Genomic DNA, 16,673 nt, shown 5'->3' with positions numbered 1-16,673 from the left:
CCTCTTGCAAAAGTCGTTATTTTTGCGCTCTTTCTTTGCGCCTTTGCGCCTTTGCGCGAAATAAATTCATATCCCATTCAACAAAGCCCCTAATACCATATTCTAGCTTTTTTTTCACGCCAAGGTACGCGGAGGTTTTTTAAAAATAATTCCCTATGTCCCAGAATAATTAGGCGCATCTTCATAGAGAATTGGTATAACTAAGGCATAATATCATCAAGTTTCAGTTGTAGATGAGCCAATAAATAAGAAACAATAGCACTTCCTAAACGATATTGTTGCTGCTGATATACGCCATCGACTAATTGACAAACTGTAAAAGTAGTCATAATTATTGCAGGTGATAGTCTGATTTTAACGAATTGCTCAGGTGCAATTCTTCAGGGTAGGACAGGACACCAAACAAAAGAAAATAATTTTAGAAAACCTTAAAACAAAGACACATTTAAGCCTACACTTACTCCCACAGAAAAATTATTTAAATCAACAGAACTAGCAGAAGAGGAACCAAAAAGATAAGACGCTGAACCACCAACAAATAAATCTGGGTTAATGTTATAAATTGCTTCTAATCCGATTTGATTTTGGGTATCGAATCTATCTTGCTGCGTAAAATCTTTAAAAGTTAATCGATAGTCGAGAGCGCCTTGTAATTGCGGTGTAATATCATAACGCAAACGCGCTCCTAAAGTATTAGCGACGCGATTTTGTTCGCTGGGTGTGGCGAAGCTAGCACGAAGTTCATAAAATGAATCTAACCGGAGACGGGAGTTTAATTGATCTTGACGTCCTATACTCAAGCGTAGGGAATCATCTAATAATAAGCGATCGCCACTACCATTTCTATACAATCTTTCTTGATACCATCCCAATTGACCATACATTTCTTTCGTCAATCGTTGCTGTAATCCCACATTAAAATTGAGATAATTGTAATTAAAATCTCCTCTATCGCCATATCTCACCAAACCCCCACCCGCAGCAGCAATTAATCTTGTATCTTCTCCCAATTTCGGCGTTGCTAATAAGGTTGCATTGTTAATAAATAAGGTATCACTAGGTTGAGGAATTTCTAAACCTGTCACATTAGAACTACTAAAAATCGAAGAACGCAACAATAACTGAACATCAGGTTGACGACGTTGTGGTGGTTGTTTAACTGGACGAGTAGGAATAATATCAATCTCGCCTAATTCATTCTCCACATCTTGCGGGTCAATTTGTTGATTGGTGTCAGTTGCTGGTAAGGTGAGAGGATTAATTGAGGGAATTGGAGAACCAGGTATTTGAGCAAAAACTGCACCTTTGGAACTTTTTGTACTTTCTCCAAATGTCTCAATTATAATTTCTGGTGCTGCTATAGTCGCAGTTGGCGTTTCTGCAACAGTTGTCGTATTTTCTGCTAAATTTTCCCCTATTAAAGGAACCTCTGGGATAGAATTAGCAACTGCATTTTGATCTAAGTCCCAAGTTAATAAGGTAGCTAAAGAACACAAAGCAATCGGATATATACGCATAATTAATTCGTAATTATTAATTAGTAATCATCTGCGGGTGCGTCAGTTGGAAACACCCTCTTGTGCGGACTGGTTTACCACTCTACATGCTCTGAATTCGGCTCAATATTATTGCTGTTGTCGAGGTAAAAATATTACTCCCGTCGGTGCTTGCGGTGCTGGTGCTGGTTCTGGTTGTGGTGCTGGTTCTTCTCTAATTGGTAGTTCTGGTTGCGGTGCTGGTTGTTCTCTTCTGGGTGGAATTACCGCATCTCTTCGGTCTTCAAAATTGCGAATTGGATCATCAGAATTGGTGGTGATACAGTTAGTTGAAAGTGTACTCGCTCCACCACGAGAATTGAGATTACATAATCCTTCAATCCACAACTTTTGATTTTCAAATCCGGCGAGAGTTTGTTTTCTCACCTGATTGAAAATGCTCTGAACTCTAGCTGATTCTTGTAATACCAAAGCTTCTTGTCCAGGCCCCAAACCAGCCGCTAACTGACTAGTTTTATAAAATTTTCCCAAATCAAATGTCTGTACTGGCCCAATCACACCGTTAGTAATTGTGACTGTTTCACCAGCTTTTAAAAATTGGAATTGAGTCCCATCAAGATTTGAGACTTTAACTGGGATATCAGTTAAATTAAAAGCTTGTGTAATGTTGGTAATGCTGTTATGATACACAACCACAGATCCACCTGTAGCCGGGGGTAATACCTGAGCATTTGCAGGTAGCGCAGCTGCTATTACATCAATACGGCTTTGGGGAGTTTCGATTCTGGTCGCTGTACTACCAGATGGAGTCAGAACTAAAGCTGTACCATTTTTTAGTTCCAGGATAGTTTCTGCTCTCGAACCTCCCCCCTGAATTTCAAAGCGTCGCAATCCTGGCTTAAATCGAAAGGTAGCACTAGAGCCAATTCTCGCTAAAGAACCTTCATTAAATAATAGCTCGGCGCGCGATCGCGTTTTTGTCTGCAATTCATCTAAGGGAACTAACACATCAGCTTGCTTTGCTGAACGGGGTGGTTTATCTTTCAGCAGCAGTTGTACTTCATTTAACAGCTTGTAAACTTCCGCACGAGTGAGTAAATCTTGTTGGGCTAATACTGGAGTTATCCAAGATACTGCTAGGATACTGGTAATTATCATCTGCCCAATTAGCGAGCCGAATCTCTGCTCCATTACACTTACCTAGAATAAAAACACAAATTCTGCTAAAAATACTTATTTTTAAATTACAAATACTAATAAAGGATTTCCGGATTTTGGCGATGATATTCATGAATTACAGCGTTTTGTAACTAAACAAAGCACACAGCTTACAGTTGGAGTAATTTTATCCTTCAGTTTTAGCTACCGATTAGAATTATATGGAATTCATGGAGTAAAACAAGATATGGTTAATAAACCAAAACAAAATACCTTAGTCTGCTTTTTTTCAGTGAATAGCAAACCAAGGTAAGTAGTAATTATTACTGTTATAGAAATATTTTCAACTCAAAACACAACACCTAAATTCTCTTCCCAAAATCTCCGAGGTGGGGATTGTCACGTCTGAGTAGACGACGTACAGCCATTTCGATATTTTGCTGTTTCAGTAAACAATCCCCAATCAGCACTGCATCCGTTCCCACCTCCGCCATCAATGATAAATCATTCGGTGTGTATAAACCCGATTCACTGATCACGATCGCACCGAGATTTTGTAATTGTGTGCGCCTAGCTGCTAGCAATTGTCGTGTGGTATCGATATCTATAGTTAAGTCTGCTAAATTCTGATTATTAATTGCAACTATGCGAAGATCGTCTAGCTTGAGTGCGCGATCTAACTCAGCAATGCTGTGTACCTCCACGACCGCATTCATCCCCAAATAGTGAATTACGCGCACAAAGTCTTGTAATTCGCGATCGGAAAGTAAAGCTGCCATTAATAATATCGCATCTGCTCCCGATGCTCGCGCTAAATAAATTTGGCAGGGATCAATGATAAATTCTTTACACAATAAGGGTAATGGTACACGGTGACGGATGGCGCGCAGATGGTCAAAACTACCATGAAAAGATGTCGCTTCCGTGATCACAGAGATACAAGTCGCTCCTCCTCTCTCATAAGCTCTAGCGATCGCTATCGGGTCAAAATCTGCACGAATAATACCATGAATTGGCGATACCTTCTTGATTTCTGCAATCAAGCTCGGTCGATATACACTCTGCTGTAAAGCAGTAAAAAAATCTCTCACAGTCGGTGATGAACTTAGCTGTCTTTGCAAAGAAGCCAAAGACATCTCTTGATGTAATTGTGTTACTTCTTGCTTCTTATGCCAAATAATCTCTTTAATAGTTGGTTCCAAGCGAGTGTTTGGGTTAGTAACTGGATAAATCATACGCTATTAGAAATGATGAGATAGGACATGCGAACATCAGCCATAGATTTCTCAGCTAAAACCACAGCAACAAATGCGCTAATTTTGTTGAAGCGCTAGCTTATTAATCTACAACTTAATTAAACTATTTTTTCTTTCCAAAACTTCTAAATCTTCACTATGTTTCGGTTTTGGTCTATCACCTAAACAATTGTTTTTCAACAATCTAATATAAGTACGGTATGGTATATAGTCGATGGGATTATAACCAGCAAAGCGCAAAATCAGCACACAAGCCCAAGAATACTTACCCGCAATAATCGCTTTGATAATTTGTTCAATTTGCTCGCTATTAATTTTCTTCGCCATTTCGGGGCGACAACCAGTCATAGTTGGACTCATGGTATTCCCTTGATTTAATAGCTAAAAAGTCTTTGCTTTAATCCTGAAGGGGAGACGAAATAAGCTACAATATAGATTCAATAAGCTTCATGGCTCTTAAACCTTGTTGATAATGCTTCCACTTATTACGATTAATTCTCATTAATTGTGTGACTAAATCAATACAGCTATCCTTGAAATGTACCCATGTTTGACCATATAAGCCGATATAAAAACTACTGTGTCTCCGTTGAGAACGACTCCTTTCTTTAATCCGAGCTATATATTTTTGGATTCCTTTGCGTTTAATAAGTTGACCATTAATTGTTGCAGAGGTGTAAGCGATCGCTATCAACAAAACTAGAGAAATAAAACGTTCACCTTGAACATTAGTGTTTTCTAAGTTATAGCCACCTGTTTTGAAATCTCTAAACATTTCTTCAATATCAAATCGCTTTTTGTAAGCAGCAATTGCTGACTCTAGGGTGTCAAAATTTGTTAAAATAAACCATGCTTCTTTGGGTGCTACTCCGTTAATTTTACGTTGCCACTTACCAGCCACATTAAAACTGATAAAACCCTGAGTCTTTGTTACCTTAACTCCCTTGATAAAAAAAGATACTCCAGGAGTTAATCCTAAACTGCTTAACTCCATAAACATATCTTGTTTAATTTCTACAAATTCATTCTTTTTCAATCGCAAACAAAAATATACATCCTTGCTCTGAAGGTACTTTGCTAGTTTTACCGAGCAAAATTCTCTATCCCCCAACACACAGATTTTATAATCTTTCAATATTGCTATAACTGGCGATAATATTTTCTGCTGTTCCGTGAGATTACTACTACCTAATTTGGGCAGCAAACTAAAATATATTGGTATGGCTCTTTTATCCCAAATCACGCTGACCATTAATAAGTTTATCCGACTCCAATTAGTCCTATCAATTGCTATATAAATAATTTTTTCATTCTGGAAGTAGTTTGCTATTAGTTCTTGAATAATTGGCAACCAAACTTTTTCAATTGTGAGATTTGGTAATGATAAAAATCTTTGTATTCTTTTTCTTCTGCTTTCAAATTTAATTCCCAAAGGTAGCGCATTCGCTAATTTTTCTAAAGTTACTTCTTTGATTGACTGCAACAGATGTATCAAAATTTTTAGCAACAGATATTCTGCTAAACTCAATTGACTTTTTAAGTGCTTTTGGTACAATATAGCTAACATTATCATTAAGTAGGTCTTATTGACAAAACTAGACCTACCTTTTTCTATCACAAAACGCTACCCATCTTATACACCAAGCTTTTTAGGCTGTTTCGTCTCCCCTCCAGGGTAAAAGCGCAAGCAGCAAAACTTTATTTTGAACCAAAACAGTTTGATTTGGTGTGTTTTTGCCAGGAATTGATCGAAAAAATTGAGCCAAAAGAAAGCCAAAATTTAATTAAGTTTGTTAGTCAACCCGGCTGTATAAATGTTTATTTGGATCAAAACCTTTTAGAACCAATTATAAAAAACTTGCTGGACAATGCCATTAAATATTCTCCAAGAGGGAGTCCGATTAATTTCCAACTTTCTGGTGATCAAGAGCAGATAGTTATCCAGATTGAAGACCAAGGTATGGGGATGACAACAACAGATAAACAGCGCATATTTGACCCCTTTTATCAATGTCATCGTAGTCATCATCCCGCTGGTAATGGATTAGAATTAGCAATTGTTAAAGCTCTGGTAGATTTACATCACGGTCAAGTGTCTGTGGAAAGTGAAATCGATGTCGGTTCTATTTTTACAGTCATTCTCCCAACTAGATCCTAGAAAAAATATTGAACTTATCAATGATTAATCAGTATGCAACTTTATAAAAGTCCTGAATCAGAAAACTTATTAAAGTCATCACTTCCTAGCAACAATTATAGTGATGGCAATATGATGTATGCATCATCAAAAAAAATTTTGGTGATAGAAGATGATACAGTAACTCTTGACCTCTTCTTAGTGGCGCTGGAAGCAGAAGGTTTTGAGACAATAGGTGCCGAAAACGGTTTTATGGGTATTCAGCTCGCGCAAACCCATCAACCGGATTTAGTGATTTGTGATATTTTGATGCCAGATATCGATGGTTACAGTGTTTTGATGACTCTGCGTCAAAATCCGGTAACAGCCGTGATTCCCTTCATTTTCCTCACAGGTAGCAAGACGAATGCAGATTTTCGTAAAGGTATGGAGTTGGGCGCAGACGATTATATAATGAAACCTTCGACTATTGAAGAAGTGTTGCGAGCGATCGCTATCAGATTAGAAAAGCAAGCTCTTTTTAGCAACTGGTTCAGTAGTAACTCCCAAACCAACCCAGCTTCATCACCTGGAAATTCAACTCCTGCTGAATCAATTTTTCCCTTGGTTCCCCAATTCAAAAAAGTTTTTGATTTTATCGAAGCCAATTATTGCCAAGGAATTACTTTGTCTCATGTTGCGAAAGCAGTTGGTTACACCGCACCTTATTTAACACATCGACTCGCTGAAAAAACCGGAGATACCGTCAACGGCTGGATTGTTCGGCGAAAGATGGCTGCAGCTCGTTCCTTGCTAGTCAATACAACTCAGACCATTGAGCAGATTGCCTTAGCATTAGGATATCAAAATTCGTGTCATTTCTCGCGCCAGTTCCGTCAATATCACAGCTTACCCCCGAAAAATTGGCGCAAACAGAACCAACCCCCCCAGGTTGCTCGCAGTGCGAAGGTAAAAATCATCCAAACTCGCAACTTCGTTAACGACTATAGACCCGTTGATTCTTGATGAGTTGTTGGTGCGGGGGAAGTGTGGGAGGTGGGGTGATGGGGTGATGGGGAGTGTGGGGAGTGTGGGGAGACTTGTACCGAGCGACTTGTACTGACTTGTGCCGAGCGCAGCCGAGGTAGCGAAGTCGAAGTAAGCCGAGGTATGAGAGAAAAAAAGAATTTATGCTGACGCAAGAATCTTCTTCTTCCTCCCACACCTCCCACACCTCCCACACCTCCCACACTCCCCACCTCCCCACCTCCCCACCTCCACGCTGCGCTCAACGTCAAATCCCAAATTAGTGTTAGAGGTTCTCATCCTAAAGCTAGACGCTGAGGGCTGGGACATTTTTTTAGTATCGAAGAGAAGTTTTGGCGCAGAAGAGGCTGAGGTGATGACCTCATTCAATCTCTGAAAATTTTCATGTATGAACTAGCTCAGGCGATCTCAACCAGTGATGAAAAAACTACCTTGCGTCAGTTAATCTGTACACTGCGCGCTGCTTGTAAGAAATGTTTTTTGAGAACTGAGATAATACAAGTTTTTGCTGAACATTGTCAGCGATCGCAAAAACTTCAATGTTTCTTGCACTCTTCTTCTATCAGCAAACTAATTCAATATACCCACGAAATAATTTTAGAAGAAGAAAGCACTTGGTTTGTTGTCCGTCCCCGAATTGCTAGCCAGGAAGTTTGGCGCTTGAGTGCAGATTTGACTCAGTTTGAACGGATGTCACTCCAAGCATTATTAGATGTGCGCGATCGCTCAGTCAACTCCTACCAACCGAATATACTCGAAATTGACCTCAGCGGCTTTTATAAAAATTCCCCCAACCTCAGCGACTCCCGCAATATCGGTCAAGGTTTAGCCTTTCTCAATCGCTACCTCTGCAATCAAATTTTAACTCAACCGCAATATTGCTTAGATATATTATTTGAATTACTACATAAACTCCACTATGATGGTGTTCCCTTACTAATTAATGATCGCATTAAATCAGGGACTCATCTCGCCCAGCAAATGCGCCAAGTTATTAGCTTTCTGTGCCAACAACCTGACGCGGAACCTCAAAAAAACTTTTATTTTCACCTCCAAGAACTAGGCTTTGAACCAGGTTGGGGAAACACCGCTGCGCGCGTCTGCGAAACCTTACATCTCCTCCTACGGCTGATTGACAACCCCCAACCTGCTATTCTCGAAGCTTTCGTTTCTCGCATCCCCGCTATCTTTCGCGTCACCCTCATTTCTATCCACGGTTGGGTAGCGCAAGAAGGGGTATTAGGGAAAGATGAAACCCTCGGTCAAGTCATCTACGTCCTCGAACAAGCCCGCAGCTTAGAAAATCAATTGCAAAAGGAAATCGAGCTAGCCGGACTGGATTTATTGGGGATTAAACCCCATGTAATTATACTTACCCGCCTCATTCCCAATTGTCAAGGCACATTTTGTAACCTACCCCTAGAAAAAATTCAAGGAACAGAAAACGCTTGGATTTTGCGTGTTCCCTTTGGGGAATATAACCCCGAAGTTACTAACAACTGGATATCTAAATTTGAAGTTTGGCCTTATTTAGAAAAATTTGCCCAAGATGCAGAGAAAGAATTATTAGCGCAATTCTCAGGAAAACCACATTTAATTATCGGTAACTACACTGATGGTAACTTAGTCGCTTTTCTCCTCGCCCGTAAACTCAAAGTTATTCATTGCAACATCGCCCATTCCTTAGAAAAACCCAAATACTTATTTAGTAATCTTTATTGGCAAGATTTAGAAGCAACATATCATTTTTCTGCCCAATTTACTGCTGATTTAATTACCATGAATGCTGCCGACTTCATTGTCACTTCATCCTATCAAGAAATAGTCGGTACACCAGACACAATGGGACAGTATGAATCCTATAAATATTTCACCATGCCTCATCTCTATCACGTTGTCGATGGCATTGATTTATTTAGTCCCAAATTCAACGTTGTTCCACCGGGAGTAAATGAAGAAATTTTCTTCCCTTACAGCCAAAAAGAAGATAGAGATTCCACAACTCGCACCCGTCTTCAAGAATTACTCTTCACCCAAAAAGATGAGCAAATTCTCGGTCATTTAGACGACTTGAAAAAGCGACCAATATTAACCATCGCCCCCATCACCGCCATTAAAAACCTCACAGGATTAGCGGAATGTTTTGGCAAAAGTCAAGCATTACAACAACATTGTAACTTAATTATTGTTACCAGTAAATTACATCCAGAAGCAGCCTCTAACCCAGAAGAAGCCAGCGAAATTCAAAAACTGCACAACATCATCAATCAATATCATCTAAACAACAAACTACGCTGGATCGGAATGCGTATCCCCAGCCGCGACATCGGGGAAATTTATCGAATAGTAGCAGATAATCGCGGCATATACGTTCACTACGCCCACTTTGAAGCCTTTGGAAGAAGCATTTTAGAAGCGATGATTTCTGGTTTACCAACATTTGCTACTCAATTCGGCGGAGCTTTAGAAATTATCGAAGACAGAGAAAACGGATTTTATCTCAATCCCACAGACTTTGCTGGAACATCTCAGAAAATTTTGCATTTCCTTGAACAATGTGACGCCAACCCCGAATATTGGCTAGAAGTTTCCGAATGGATGACCGAGCGAATTCAACATAAGTATAACTGGCATTTACACACTAATCAGTTAATATTGCTAGCAAAAATTTCCGGCTTTTGGAACTTCGTCGCCCCAGACGACAACGAAGCCAGACTGCGTTACATGGAAACCCTGTTTCATCTAATTTATAAACCCAGAGCCGACAAGATATTAGAACAACATATGCAGCATAATTATTAATTTATGATTGATTATTAGTCTTTGATTTTTGAAATAAACGTAGTGGCGCAGCAAGCCTAAAGTGGTGCAAAAAATTGTAGGTTGGGTGTAACGCAGTGAAACCCAACAACACCAACTTCTTTAGGCGTTGGGTTACGCTCCGCTTCACCCAACCTACATCTAATCCCTAATCCCTATTTCCTATTCTAACCAATGGACATTAAAGGTAATTTTCGCAATTTTCTTTTCACAGACTGGATATTAATTGAAACTCAGTTTGTACCTGAACATCTCCAGTCTAAAGAAACTGTTTTTACCATTGGTAATGGTTATTTGGGAACGCGGGGAAGTTTTGAAGAGGGTTATAGTCAGGGATTACCAGCAACGTTTATCCACGGTGTCTATGACGAAGTACCTGTAGTTTACACGGAGTTGGTTAATTGTCCTGATTGGCTACCTTTGGTGGTGAGTATTAACGGCGATCGCTTCCGCATGGATCAAGGAGAAATTTTAAACTATGATCGACAGCTTGATCTGCGTCAAGGCTTAGTGGTGCGTTCTGTGCGCTGGCGTAGTCCTGGTGGTAACACTATCGACTTTGAGTTTCAGCGCTTCGCCAGTTTAGCAGACCAGCATATCCTAGGGCAACGCCTACAGCTAAAACCCCTCAACTTTGATGGTTTAATTGAAATTCAAGCCAGCATCAACGGTTATCCTGAAAATGTAGGCTTCAACCACTGGCAAGAATTAGACCAAGGTAAAATCGCAGAAGGTATTTGGCTACAGCGTCGCACCCGCAGTTCGCAAATTGACATTGCTATGGCGGCGAGAATGAGAATTTTTGGTGTTGATGCATCGCTACAAGTCACCAGCGCCCCTGGTTATCCTACCCTCAGCACCACATTTCTAGCGGCTGCTGAACAGACGGTAATTGTGGAGAAAATTGTCACAATTTTTACTTCACGGGAAGTGGAGACACCAATCTTAGCCGCCCAAAATAAACTTGCTCTTGCTCCAGACTACCCTGTATTGCTCAAATCTCACGGGCAAGCATGGGATAATGTTTGGGAAAACAGCGACATCGTGATTGAAGGCGATAGTGTAGCCGCATTTGCTGTTCGCTACAACCTGTTTCAACTATTAATCGCCGCTCCCAGACATGACGACAAAGTGAGTATCCCCGCCAAAACCCTTTCTGGCTTTGGTTATCACGGACATATTTTTTGGGATACAGAAATTTTTATCTTGCCATTCTTTATTTATACCCAGCCAGCGATCGCCCGCAACTTAATTAATTACCGTTACCATACCTTAAATGGAGCACGCCGCAAAGCTGCACACTACGGCTATGCAGGCGCCATGTTTGCGTGGGAAAGCGCGGTGACTGGTGACGAAGTTACACCAAGGTGGTCATTACCTAGCGATTTTTACGGTGAAGACGTGCGGATTTGGTGCCGCGATCGCGAAATTCATATTGGTGCAGATATCGCTTACAGTACATGGTATTATTGGCAAGCCACAGGTGACGACCAATGGATGCGCGATTGTGGCGCCGAAATCATCCTCGACACAGCGATTTTTTGGGGTAGTCGGGTAGAATTCAATCCAGATTTGCAACAATACGAAATTCGGGAAGTTATCGGTGCAGATGAATACCACGAATTCGTACACAACAACGCCTTCACCAACCGTTTAGTGCAATGGCATTTAGAAAAAGCACTGCTAGTTTATGATTGGCTGAGTCAGAACTTTCCAGAGCACGCCTCGGAAATAGAAACAAAACTGCACCTGACAGTCGAAGAGCGATCGCACTGGCAAGATATCATCAACAATATCTGGATTCTCCACGACGCCACCACAGAATTAATCGAGCAGTTTCAAGGATTTTGGCAACTAGAAGACATCAACCTCCAAGATTATGAACCGCGCACCCGCTCCATACAAGCCATCCTGGGAATAGAAGCTACCAACAAACGACAGGTATTAAAACAACCAGATGTCTTGATGCTGTTATATTTGATGCGACCATCAGCCGATTTTCCCTACAACCCACAAGCCTTACAAACTAACTGGAACTACTACGCACCCCGCACCGACATTACCTATGGTTCATCCCTAGGGCCCGCAATTCACTCCATCTTAGCCGCAGATTTAGGTAATTTGACCACAGCTTATGAACTGTTTATGCAAGCCGCAATGGTCGATATCCAAGATTCCAGAGGTAACACCAAAGACGGGATTCATGGCGCTAGTGCTGGCGGTGTTTGGCAAACCGTAGTCTTTGGGTTTGGTGGTATTCAGTTTACCAAAAACGGCCCCGTTGCTCGCCCCCATCTCCCTCGCGGTTGGACGCGCCTGCAATTTCAGCTACACTGGCGTGGACAATGGCATAAATTTGATTTGCGACAACCAGGGCTAGAGGCTAGGGAAGAGTTTATCGAGTTCCGGAGTCAATTTATGCCATCTCTCGACGTGAAAGCCGTGATCTTTGACTTAGACGGTGTGCTCACAGACACAGCAGAATATCATTATTTAGGTTGGCAAAGGCTAGCAGATGAGGAGGGTATACCTTTTAATCGCCAAGCCAACGAAGCCTTACGCGGTGTGTCTCGACGCGCTTCACTGATGTTTATCCTGGGCGATAGGAAGTTGCAAGAAGCACAAATTCAAGAAATGATGGAGCGCAAAAACCGCTATTATGTAGAATCGATTCAAAAAATCAGCACTAAAGATTTGTTACCAGGAGCGATCGCTTTACTAGATGAACTCAGACAATTAGGAATCAAAACCGCCATCGGTTCCGCCAGCAAAAACGCCACCGTAGTTGTAGACAGACTAGGAATAGCTGGTAAAGTAGATGCGATCGCTGATGGTTACAGCGTCCAACGACCCAAACCAGCCCCAGACTTGTTTTTATACGCAGCCAAGCAACTACAAGTCCCACCAGCCGAATGTGTAGTCATAGAAGACGCCACCGCCGGAATTGAAGCCGCCCTCGCCGCTGGTATGTGGGCTGTAGGACTCGGCCCACCAGCACGAGTCGGCGCCGCCCACCTAGTTTTACCTAACCTCGTAGGTGTAAAATGGGCTGATATTATCACTGAGCTTCGAGCACTAGCTCTATGAAAACTTTACCTAGAAGTTGTTTGTAGTCATATTGTTTCTTTGTCAGGGTGCGCCAAATATGAGATTTTTTTAACGCAAAGGTACGCGGAGAGAACTTGCGTGCGCGGGTTTCCCGCGTTGAGCAAAGTTCGGGAGGTGAGCGCTAAGGTACGCGGAGGTCTGTGAAAGATAGATTTTTTAGCGACTGTCTGAAAAGTCAACCTATTGTTTGTTACTGTGCATAGCTTCATATCCTATCTCTAATTCGTATGAGACAACTAAGATAGAGAGTCTTAAAATTGAGCCAGAGTTTGAGATAGTTAGAAGGAAGGAGCAGCTGCGTGAATTTGCACGACTGGGAATTAGAGATATGGAATATGCGTCAACGGATTGCTTTTTTGCAACGCCAAAGTGAACAAGCGCAAGTCGCAGATGATCTTCAATTTATCACCACCATCTTTGAAGAACTCCATCAAGCCTTGGAAGAGTTGCAAATTGCTCAAGAAGATTTACAGCAACAAAATCAGGAATTGTCTAATGCTCGACAAGTATTGTTAATCCAAAATCGCCGCTACCAGGAGCTATTTGAAGAAGCACCAGACGCTTATTTGGTGACTAATATGCAAGGCGTAGTTCAAGAAGCTAACCGTGCTGCTAATAACCTGCTCAATATCTCTAACGGTTTTTTAATCGGTGAACCACTGGATATTTATATAGCTGAGGAAGAACAGGTAAACTTTCATTATCAACTCCGTAACTTATACTCTAGCGTTGATATTCAAGAGTGGGAAGTTAACATTTGTCCCCGTAACCGTACACCCATTATCGCCGCCGTCAGAGTAGCTGTCATCCGCCATCAGCCGGATCAGTCAGTCGGTCTGCGTTGGTTGCTGCGGGATACTACCACAACCAAACAGACACAAGCAAAATTACAAAGAGCAGAAGAAGCGACGCGCCAAGCACTTTTGCAAGAAAAGAAACTGAGTGAACTCAAATCCCACTTACTCGCTACTACTTCCCACGAGTTTCGCAATCCTTTAGCCACTATCCATTCTTCTGCAGAATTGTTAGAACATTATCGCCATAAATGGAGCGATGAGCGACAAGTTGCTCATTTTCGCCGCATTCAAAAATCTGTTATGCATATGACTCAATTGTTGAATGATTTATTAATCATGAGTCAAGATGAAGCGGAGAAATCAGAGTTTAAGCCAGCATCTCTCAATTTAATTGAATTTTGCCGCGAGTTGTTAGCAGAGCTACAACAAGATGATAGATCACACCACGCGATCGCTTTCCAAACTAACTATCAATGTATAGAAGCTGACTTTGACCCTAAACTGTTGCACCAAATCCTCAACAATTTAATTCTCAACGCCATGAAATACTCTCCCCATGGCAGTACAATCAGATTTTCTGTAAATTATATTCACAACCAAGCGATCTTACAAATTCAAGATTTTGGCATTGGTATTCCCCCTGCTGACATTGAGCACATATTTGAACCTTTCCATCGCGGTAGCAATGTCGCCAATATTCCCGGAATGGGGTTAGGAATGTCTATTGTCAAAAAAGCTCTCAGCCTACACGGTGGCGAAATTACTGTGGAAAGTTTGGTCAACAGGCAAACGACCTTCACCATCACTTTACCACTGACCGAGGATTTGCGTATCCTTTTAGTTTCCTAGTTAATATCCTTATCTCCTATTCCCGACTTTACCCTAGTATTTAGTGCCATCTGCACCGAAATTCACCTGATTGTGTCGCCAGCGCTATTAATTAATAAAATATATTTATTAAATTAAAAAATAAAAGTATTTGTTTCTATGGTTACGAGTGCCTAGAATTAGCATAGATGACTATGCCAAAAAATTAGCTGTCAAATTTCACCCGTTTAAAGGGAGAAACAACAGTAGCGATCGCACAAATTTAAGTGTAAATTTCATAACTAACGCTTGTGGAACTCTCCAACAAATCTGAATACGCACTTCTAGCCCTGTTAGAGCTGGCGAGTCGCTACTCTAGTGGCGAATCTCTGCAAATACGACAGATGGCAACCTTACAAGATATACCGAATCGCTACTTAGAACAATTACTAGCGACCTTAAGACGCCGAGGACTGATTAAAAGCATTCGTGGCGCCAAAGGTGGCTATGTTCTAGCCAGAGATCCGCAGAAGATTACATTACTAGAAGCTTGGAGCTGTATTGAGGGCGTAGAAGCCGTTGTCACCCCTAAGAAGCAGTATCCCGGAACACTGGAAAATCAAGTAATCCATGAAATTTGGCAAGAAGCGCGTCAAGCAGCTAATTCGGTGCTAGAACATTACACCCTTCATGACCTATGCGAACGTCGAAGTAAAAAAAGACACAAAGAACTGATGTATTATATCTAAGAGATTGCTTTAAAAGTCCTTGGTGAAATAGCAAATACTTTTATATTTCCCTGTTTTAGGGGAATCCATTACTCAAAACCAAGGGTATTAACAGCTAACTCTTGACAAAATGCCATTCTAATGGCTTAATCGGCGCTTCTTTAAGAGCTTGAGTTAGCTCTGCACTGCTGTTGAATTTTACTTGTGAAAGGTCGCAGGTTTCGATATTGACAGTAAACTTATCATCTTCAAAAGGCCAGGGTTCAACAAATACCGTTTGATCGCTGCGCTGCATAATGTCATAGCGTTGGCCATCAGGCCCTTTGCTAATTTCTAAAAAGCGCTCATCTGCGGGTAACTCTTGCTGACATAATATCAAAGAAAGGCGATCGCACCATTGCATGAATGCATATGCAGCGTCAACGTCTTCCTGCGCGATATCTAGCTCTTGAGTCCAACGTTTTTGGTTTTCCAGTTGCTCATCGAGAAAATTGTCAACTTCTGGTGATTTACCCCGAATTGGCTCATTTAATCGACTAACATGCTTCGAGATTAATAGCGCCACCCACCTTCCTCGATAGAGAGCGTTGCTAACTAAGCTAGCTAGCTTATCGCTAAAACCTGGTGGTTGTAATGTAAAGTCTAAGGGCGCACCTGCGGGACTCAAATTATCTTCTTCCCACTCTTTTTCTAAGTCGTCGTGGTGGGAAATTGCGGCTAAGGTTTCGTATAGTCGTGCTGGTGCATTTTTGCGTCGCCATTGTCCTGCTAATTGAGCGGCTAGTAAAGCATGAGCACGATGGTAAATAATTTCCCAGCCGTTGTTTGTAGCGTTGACAATCACAAATTAATCTCCCGATTTTTAGTTTCTATTCTTAACTCAAACTATTCACTTGTGCTTACCAATTCTCGATGATAAATTGAGTTGGTAGTCAGGAATTTAGTCCTAGATTTTTCTCCACTAATTTGCTGACTACGAACTCATCGTCACTAACCACTCGAATCACTAGGCGTTGCTTCTTCTAGTGAATAATCCCCAGAGATAAATAGCAACAATTGCACCAATTACGGCAACAATTAAACCAGGAATACTTAACCCAGCACCAGCGGCGGTGATTTGTAAAGTTCCTGTTCGGAAAAGCGTAAATAAAGTACCACCAATAAAAGCACCAACAATACCAAGAATCATTGTGGAAAGGATTCCACCGCCTTGATAACCGGGGTAAATCGCTTTAGCGATCGCACCAGCCAAAAGTCCCAATACCACCCAAACAATTAAATTCATGATTGCCTCTCAAATTTCGATTTGTATATAATTTATCAATCTGTCTTCACAATTC

Annotated in this window: 14 protein-coding genes and 1 pseudogene; 6 read left to right on the top strand and 9 right to left on the bottom strand. The window is 41.3% G+C overall.

Going from position 1 to position 16,673, the window contains the following annotated elements:
• Positions 1 to 200: 200 nt before the first annotated feature.
• The 6 genes and pseudogenes from MIC7126_RS30235 to MIC7126_RS0107570 all read right to left on the bottom strand — a co-directional run.
• Positions 201 to 323 (bottom strand): annotated as a pseudogene (locus MIC7126_RS30235) (Uma2 family endonuclease); the annotation flags it as partial.
• A 105-nt stretch (positions 324 to 428) separates the two neighbouring features.
• Positions 429 to 1,517: an outer membrane beta-barrel protein gene (locus MIC7126_RS0107590; RefSeq protein WP_017652540.1), complete on the bottom strand. Its 1,089-nt coding sequence runs from the start codon at positions 1,515 to 1,517 to the stop codon at positions 429 to 431.
• A gap of 108 nt (positions 1,518 to 1,625) precedes the next feature.
• Positions 1,626 to 2,687 carry a FecR domain-containing protein gene (locus MIC7126_RS0107585; protein ID WP_017652539.1) on the bottom strand — a complete coding sequence of 354 codons (1,062 nt, stop codon included), beginning with the start codon at positions 2,685 to 2,687 and terminating at the stop codon, positions 1,626 to 1,628.
• A 329-nt stretch (positions 2,688 to 3,016) separates the two neighbouring features.
• On the bottom strand, positions 3,017 to 3,889 hold the full coding sequence (locus MIC7126_RS0107580; RefSeq protein WP_017652538.1) for an indole-3-glycerol phosphate synthase TrpC: 873 nt from the start codon (positions 3,887 to 3,889) through the stop codon (positions 3,017 to 3,019).
• A 108-nt stretch (positions 3,890 to 3,997) separates the two neighbouring features.
• Positions 3,998 to 4,270, bottom strand: coding sequence for a HetP family heterocyst commitment protein (locus MIC7126_RS0107575; RefSeq protein ID WP_017652537.1), 273 nt, complete (start codon positions 4,268 to 4,270; stop codon positions 3,998 to 4,000).
• Between the two features lie 64 nt (positions 4,271 to 4,334).
• Positions 4,335 to 5,477 carry an IS4 family transposase gene (locus tag MIC7126_RS0107570; protein ID WP_017652111.1) on the bottom strand — a complete coding sequence of 381 codons (1,143 nt, stop codon included), beginning with the start codon at positions 5,475 to 5,477 and terminating at the stop codon, positions 4,335 to 4,337.
• 177 nt (positions 5,478 to 5,654) lie between these two features.
• Here MIC7126_RS0107570 and MIC7126_RS27230 point away from each other — a divergent pair, with 177 nt between their 5' ends.
• Together MIC7126_RS27230 and MIC7126_RS0107560 are read left to right on the top strand one after the other, a co-directional pair.
• Positions 5,655 to 6,068, top strand: a complete 414-nt coding sequence (locus MIC7126_RS27230) for a sensor histidine kinase (RefSeq protein WP_161606838.1) — start codon at positions 5,655 to 5,657, stop codon at positions 6,066 to 6,068.
• 111 nt (positions 6,069 to 6,179) lie between these two features.
• Positions 6,180 to 7,052, top strand: a complete 873-nt coding sequence (locus tag MIC7126_RS0107560) for a response regulator transcription factor (RefSeq protein WP_040630064.1) — start codon at positions 6,180 to 6,182, stop codon at positions 7,050 to 7,052.
• Here the strand turns inward: MIC7126_RS0107560 and MIC7126_RS29115 are convergent.
• A complete protein-coding gene (locus MIC7126_RS29115) occupies positions 7,031 to 7,318 on the bottom strand; it encodes a hypothetical protein (protein WP_154655852.1) in 288 nt (95 codons plus the stop codon). The genes MIC7126_RS0107560 and MIC7126_RS29115 overlap by 22 nt on opposite strands.
• 139 nt (positions 7,319 to 7,457) lie before the next feature.
• Between MIC7126_RS29115 and MIC7126_RS0107555 the strand changes: the two genes are divergently transcribed.
• From MIC7126_RS0107555 to MIC7126_RS0107540, 4 genes are all read left to right on the top strand, one after another.
• Complete coding sequence (locus tag MIC7126_RS0107555) at positions 7,458 to 9,875, top strand: sucrose synthase (RefSeq protein ID WP_017652534.1); 2,418 nt, start codon at positions 7,458 to 7,460, stop codon at positions 9,873 to 9,875.
• 192 nt (positions 9,876 to 10,067) lie between these two features.
• On the top strand, positions 10,068 to 12,980 hold the full coding sequence (gene pgmB, locus MIC7126_RS0107550) for a beta-phosphoglucomutase (protein WP_017652533.1): 2,913 nt from the start codon (positions 10,068 to 10,070) through the stop codon (positions 12,978 to 12,980).
• A gap of 320 nt (positions 12,981 to 13,300) precedes the next feature.
• Positions 13,301 to 14,647, top strand: coding sequence for a sensor histidine kinase (locus MIC7126_RS0107545; RefSeq protein ID WP_040629728.1), 1,347 nt, complete (start codon positions 13,301 to 13,303; stop codon positions 14,645 to 14,647).
• A 269-nt stretch (positions 14,648 to 14,916) separates the two neighbouring features.
• A complete protein-coding gene (locus MIC7126_RS0107540) occupies positions 14,917 to 15,354 on the top strand; it encodes an RrF2 family transcriptional regulator (RefSeq protein ID WP_017652531.1) in 438 nt (145 codons plus the stop codon).
• Positions 15,355 to 15,448: 94 nt separating this feature from the next.
• Here the strand turns inward: MIC7126_RS0107540 and MIC7126_RS0107535 are convergent, their stop codons facing one another.
• Together MIC7126_RS0107535 and MIC7126_RS0107530 are read right to left on the bottom strand one after the other, a co-directional pair.
• Positions 15,449 to 16,177: a DUF3891 family protein gene (locus MIC7126_RS0107535; protein ID WP_017652530.1), complete on the bottom strand. Its 729-nt coding sequence runs from the start codon at positions 16,175 to 16,177 to the stop codon at positions 15,449 to 15,451.
• A 162-nt stretch (positions 16,178 to 16,339) separates the two neighbouring features.
• Complete coding sequence (locus MIC7126_RS0107530; protein WP_017652529.1) at positions 16,340 to 16,618, bottom strand: GlsB/YeaQ/YmgE family stress response membrane protein; 279 nt, start codon at positions 16,616 to 16,618, stop codon at positions 16,340 to 16,342.
• Positions 16,619 to 16,673 lie beyond the last annotated feature (55 nt).

This window comes from Fortiea contorta PCC 7126 (assembly GCF_000332295.1).
In the GTDB taxonomy this organism is placed as follows: Bacteria; Cyanobacteriota; Cyanobacteriia; order Cyanobacteriales; family Nostocaceae; genus Fortiea; species Fortiea contorta.
The sequence above is the reverse complement of the archived record's forward strand: the minus strand, read 5'-3'. Positions and strand labels throughout refer to the sequence as shown.

Bases quoted from the DNA above. Each gene is read 5' to 3' on its own strand.
- MIC7126_RS0107590 (WP_017652540.1), bottom strand. From the start codon at position 1,517: ATGCGTATATATCCGATTGCTTTGTGTTCTTTAGCTACCTTATTAACT.
- MIC7126_RS0107585 (WP_017652539.1), bottom strand. From the start codon at position 2,687: ATGGAGCAGAGATTCGGCTCGCTAATTGGGCAGATGATAATTACCAGT.
- MIC7126_RS0107580 (WP_017652538.1), bottom strand. From the start codon at position 3,889: ATGATTTATCCAGTTACTAACCCAAACACTCGCTTGGAACCAACTATT.
- MIC7126_RS0107575 (WP_017652537.1), bottom strand. From the start codon at position 4,270: ATGAGTCCAACTATGACTGGTTGTCGCCCCGAAATGGCGAAGAAAATT.
- MIC7126_RS0107570 (WP_017652111.1), bottom strand. From the start codon at position 5,477: ATGTTAGCTATATTGTACCAAAAGCACTTAAAAAGTCAATTGAGTTTA.
- MIC7126_RS0107560 (WP_040630064.1), top strand. From the start codon at position 6,180: ATGATGTATGCATCATCAAAAAAAATTTTGGTGATAGAAGATGATACA.
- MIC7126_RS0107555 (WP_017652534.1), top strand. From the start codon at position 7,458: ATGTATGAACTAGCTCAGGCGATCTCAACCAGTGATGAAAAAACTACC.
- pgmB (WP_017652533.1), top strand. From the start codon at position 10,068: ATGGACATTAAAGGTAATTTTCGCAATTTTCTTTTCACAGACTGGATA.
- MIC7126_RS0107530 (WP_017652529.1), bottom strand. From the start codon at position 16,618: ATGAATTTAATTGTTTGGGTGGTATTGGGACTTTTGGCTGGTGCGATC.